The organism is Nonomuraea rhizosphaerae, assembly GCF_019396405.1.
GTDB lineage: Bacteria > Actinomycetota > Actinomycetes > Streptosporangiales > Streptosporangiaceae > Nonomuraea > Nonomuraea rhizosphaerae.
In genome coordinates this window covers 1-4617 of the sequence record NZ_JAHKRL010000467.1, presented here as the reverse complement: position 1 = coordinate 4617, position 4617 = coordinate 1, and the positions used below count along the sequence as shown (strand labels likewise).

Sequence of the window (4617 nt, the reverse complement as noted above, 5' to 3'; positions counted from 1 at the left end):
CGGCCAACTGGCGGCGTAGTTCGACGGCCTGCTCGGAGACGGGCACGGCCTCGGCCCGCCGGCCGACCTCCGCCAGCAGGGCGGCGTGGTTGCTCAGCGAGGCCGCCAGGTCGGGCAGGTAGGCATCACGGTTTGCCGCTGCCAACTCCCGGTAGATGTCCACGGCCTGCCGTGTGACTGTCTCAGCCTCCGCCAACCTTCCTGTCACCGGCAGCCGGCTGCCCAGATGGTTCAAGATTGCTGGACGCCGCGGATTGTCAACGGTAATCAGGTCGAGCGCACGGGCAATGGGCACGATGGCCTGTTCCAGATCGTTCACGTTACCGGTGAGTTCATATCTTGCTCGTAGGGCAATTCCCAAGTTGTTGAGGAGCAAGGCGTGGTCACGATCTTTGTTAGGAGCAGTCTCCACCGCCTGACGGTGCGCAGAAATCGCCGCATCCAAATCGGCGAGCGAGCCGCTCCGCTCGAACTGGGTCCATGCGCTGGCTGCTCTGTTATGGCTGCTCATCGAGGCCGCCTGCCTCTCTGAAGATGTCAACGACCGTCTGTCGATCCCGGAACTCCACAATGCCTAGACGCGGATGATTCAAGCTAGCGATAGCCTCTCGCTGCGACTGCGGGGTGAGTTCCGGCTCTCCGACTGGCTCAGGAGCCATGCCGCCGTCCGCGATCCGCCAAAGAGTATGGATTCGCGCAACCACGCTGCCGACCTTGGCTTCGCCGACTCGCTGCTTCTCTACAAGGACGCAAACTAAAGACTCCAGGTTCGCCCAGCGAGTTGTGCCCGAACCGCGCAAAGCTGCACTGACACCCTCATGGCTCAAGGTGCCAGGCAAGTCGTCACGCTCTCGGATCCACGCGCTGATGGCACGTGCGGCTGGCTTGCCGGCCAGCTCATAAAGATCATGCAATGCAGCGACCAGATCTCGGCGAGGTCCGGGCGGCAGTTGCTGCTCGTCCGGCATCCGGATACCCACCACGGGCTACCCCGTCAGGTTTTGTCAGGTTTCTTCAGCTCCACCAGTCTGCCAGTCCGAGTTCACCAACGTCTGGCTGTCGCCGAGGCAAGTAGTTGGAGCATGACGGCAGCGAACGCTCTGGCACTTCGTCGAGACCGGATCGTGGAGGCATGCCACTCTCCCACCTGTCATCGGAGAGGGCCGAAGAACAGGGGAGATAGCAATGGATGTTCGTAGTGATCACCCGGACCACAACGAGCGCATGGCGTTCAGTGAAGTGCCCGAAGATGGGCTCCTGCCCACAGAGGAGCCAGCTATACAGGCACTGGCCCAGGTGGTGAGCGGCGCGGTCACCACCTGGCCGTCCACCTGGCGGCTGTGCCTGATCTGCATGGCCATTTCTGTCCCGGCCATCACCGTCCTGCTGCTGTTCCTGCTCATGCGCTGACCCGCCTGCTAACTTGGTCTCATCGCACCGAGCGGGACGCCCGCAGACACCCGTCCGAGAGTGTAGACATTCTCGGACGGCCGTCAGAAGGTACTCGATACCCCCCCGCACCTATGACCGTACGTCGCCCCACGATCAGGCCTTAGCGCAAAGCCGAGGGAGCGTCGCGGCAACGAAGCGTCGCCCGATTGTGTAGACGCTATACATGATCATGCAGCAGATGGTCATGATGCTCAGCGGTGTCACCGTGACTCGGAGACCGGAAGAAACCGTGGGATTTGGCCTTCAGTGACGATCTCAGCTTGATGTGCTTCTCGGATTCGGACGTGATCAGTGAGCCGAGGCTGATCCTCAACCCCGGATACCCTGGTGACGATGGGGCTCTGGACCTCTACTCTTGTCGCCCGTGATCAGCACATCCAGAGGCAACGAGGAAGCGGCCCAGCGGGTGATCCCGGTGGCAGAAAGGCTTCTTGGTTCATATCGGTTGTACGAGCCGCGGTTGTCGATCGGTCCCGTTGATGTCGTCGGCAAGCACCGGCCGGTGTTTCCGGCGATCGCCGGATGGTGGATGCACGTCAACGCCCTGACGGCGGACTACCTGCTGCTGCTGCGCTCAGGGAGCACACTTACTATTGTTCCGCTGTTCCGCAACATCTTCGAGCATGTTCTCGCGATGATGTGGCTCCGAGAGGCCGGGACCGACGGCGTCACAGCCATCGACGGGTACACCTGGGATCAGCAGGTCAAGCTCTACGACGGAGCGAAGGCCAACGGCTGGCCCGCCGCGCAGAACGCCGAATCCCCGGCGCGGCCGGCGCATGTCCCGGAGAAGGATGATCAGAGCCCAGAGGCCAAGCGTTTCCGAACTCTGAAAGGCGAGTTCGCCAACCTCAAGAACTTGGTGGATGCGCACGAGAACGACCGGTTCGCGGTCTCTGACCACTACGAGGTGTACCGGCTGCTCAGCAGCTACTCACATGCCAGTGCTCACACCGCTGCCGCCTACGTTCGCCAAGCCGCCGATGGTGAGCTCACCTTCAATGCGCCGAACAGCCGCTCCGGTGCCGCCGACATTCTGTGGCTGCCGGTGTGTCTGATCCAGGCCGGTACGACGCTCTCCTCGACGATCGAAGGGAGTCCCCTCGAAGCGGTTATCGAACAGGCCATCACCGAGCTGGGCATTCCCCGAGACCAGCTGATGATCAAGCGCACCCCGAAGGGCGACACGCCCCAGACGTAGCGGCGGCTGATAGCCGCCTGCGAAGGGGATCGACGTCAAGCCACGAGATCGAGCGCCTGGTCTGAGCTTGGGTACCAGCGGGCGAAGTCTGCGTCGAGGTCGTGGTTGAGGACGCGAGTGCGGATCTGCAGGAGGAGGTGGGCGCCGCGGGGTGTCCATCTCATCTGCTGTTTCTTGACCATGCGGCGGCTGATGACGTGGTTGACGGTGGCTTCGGTGGTGGCGCTGGAGATGGCTTCGCCGTTGCGGTGGCGTTCGCCGTAGTTGGGGATTTCGTGCTGGTTGCGGTCGATGTAGGTGCGGAACTCGGCCAGCCGGGTGTAGAAGGCGCGCTGCTTGTCGTCGGGCTCGCCTGCGCACAGCAGTTCGTAGTCCTCGACAAGGTCGTTGAGCAGGTGCAGGGCGCGGAAGGTGTTGCCGTGCCACAGGTAGTTCTTGATCCGCTCCAGGGTCCGGTCGGTGCCGGTGGGGTCGATGGTGAAGTCCGCGACGTCGGCGGGCGGCGCGGGCAGGGACCGGGTGCTCTGGCGCAGGACGGTCAGGCGCATGGTGATGTGGAACCAGTCAAGGTAGTGCTCGGCCTGGGGGTTGAGATAGCGGGGCAGGTCGCGGATGTCCTCGCCGCCGTCGGTGAGGAACACGATCTGCTGGTTGTCGGTCATGCCCTGGGAGCGCAGCAGTTCGTACAGGCGGCGTTTGGGCTTGTGGTCGTAGGTCTGGACGAACGCGAAGGTCTTGGCGGGGCCGCCGCCGGTGGGGGTGGAGCAGCCGGTGACGGCCTCGAACCAGCCGTCCCGCCGGGATGTCTGGTTGGCCGAGTGAACATAGCCGCCGTCCAGGGCGACGACCAGTGGCAGGTCGGGGCGGGGCATGCTTTCCAGGTCGCGGGGGCAGGTGTCGATGAAGCTGAAACGTTCCTCGCCGAGCTCGTTCTCCAGGCGGGTCGCGGTGCGCTCGACCTGCTGGCGGATGGTGGTGGCGTGCAGGGGCCGGCCGAGCGGGAAGGCCTCGGCGAGCAAGGTGGCGGCGGTGCCGTAGGAGGTGAGTGCGGCGTACTTGGCCTCCCACAACAGCAGCTCAGGAGCGGTTCGTTCGGGCAGCGCCGCGGCGACGGGACTGAACGTCGCAGCTGTCGCGGAGGCCGTCGACGGGGTGCACGGGCAGGTCTTCAGGCGCGGGCTGTCCAGCCGGAGGGTGCCGAACAGGGTGCGCAGCACGATCGTCCGGGTGTCCTTGCGGGCGTGGGTCCGCCCGCACTGTTGGCAATGCCGCGCGGCGTCGACGGCCTTCTGGACTTGGGCAGCGACCAGGTGGTGTTGGACGCCGGACAGCACTTCGTGCGCCTCGGTCAGCGCCAGCCCGGCCGTGCCCAGCGTGAGGTCGTCGCGGGCAATCGCGGTGACGTGCTCGACGGTCGGCGGGGTGCCGTCTTGGGCATCGATGACGAGCTGAACGGTGATCTTCACGCGGGTTCGTCCTCCGGAAGGCAGGCCGTCGTCAGGTCAAGGGCGTGCAGGGCGGTGTTGAGCGCGTTCTTGTCGAAGTCGTCCAGGCGGGCGAGGCCAGACAGCTCGGTCAGCTCCTCGCGGTGCTCGGCAAGGAACTCCGCCGCCCGCACCCGGTCCTCGCCGCAGTCGAGCAAGTCGCCAAGGAACTCGGCGAGGCGGCCCGCCACGATCACTAGCGGCCAGCGCATCCGCAGCTCCAGGAAGTCCTCGACGCTTCGGCAGGATTCGGGCGGGGCCTGGCGGGCGCCGCCGGTGCAGGCCGGATACCGGCGGTGCGGTGAGCGGGGCAGGATCTGCTCCACCCGGATCTCTAGTGCTGTGACCGGAAACGATCACCGGGTTTGCCCTTCCCCTCGTAGCGTGGAGACCGAACCGGGAGAGGTTTGGTCGTGGCAGCAGTCACGCGGCGGCGCTTTGATCCGGAGTTCCGGGCGGGCGCGGTGCGTATCGTGAAGG

General features: G+C 64.9%; 6 protein-coding genes. 2 read left to right on the top strand and 4 right to left on the bottom strand.

Annotated features, from left to right (window positions below; translation table 11 throughout):
- Together KME77_RS24000 and KME77_RS23995 are read right to left on the bottom strand one after the other, a co-directional pair.
- The coding region (locus KME77_RS24000; RefSeq protein WP_219471195.1) for a tetratricopeptide repeat protein at positions 1 to 511 on the bottom strand (511 nt) is incomplete at its 3' end.
- Positions 498 to 968, bottom strand: coding sequence for a hypothetical protein (locus tag KME77_RS23995; RefSeq protein WP_219471194.1), 471 nt, complete (start codon positions 966 to 968; stop codon positions 498 to 500). The genes KME77_RS23995 and KME77_RS24000, both read right to left, overlap by 14 nt.
- Positions 969 to 1185: 217 nt before the next feature.
- Here KME77_RS23995 and KME77_RS23990 point away from each other — a divergent pair, with 217 nt between their 5' ends.
- Positions 1186 to 1410, top strand: coding sequence for a hypothetical protein (locus KME77_RS23990; protein ID WP_219471193.1), 225 nt, complete (start codon positions 1186 to 1188; stop codon positions 1408 to 1410).
- A gap of 406 nt (positions 1411 to 1816) precedes the next feature.
- Entirely contained in the window at positions 1817 to 2653 is an 837-nt protein-coding gene (locus KME77_RS23985; RefSeq protein WP_219471192.1) for a DUF5677 domain-containing protein, read from the top strand.
- A 35-nt stretch (positions 2654 to 2688) separates the two neighbouring features.
- On the opposite strand, the gene KME77_RS23980 is transcribed toward KME77_RS23985, so the two are convergent.
- Complete coding sequence (locus tag KME77_RS23980; protein WP_219471191.1) at positions 2689 to 4119, bottom strand: ISKra4 family transposase; 1431 nt, start codon at positions 4117 to 4119, stop codon at positions 2689 to 2691.
- Positions 4116 to 4463, bottom strand: a complete 348-nt coding sequence (locus tag KME77_RS23975) for a plasmid pRiA4b ORF-3 family protein (RefSeq protein ID WP_308250867.1) — start codon at positions 4461 to 4463, stop codon at positions 4116 to 4118. Before KME77_RS23975 ends, KME77_RS23980 begins: the two co-directional genes overlap by 4 nt.
- Between the last annotated feature and the right edge of the window lie 154 nt (positions 4464 to 4617).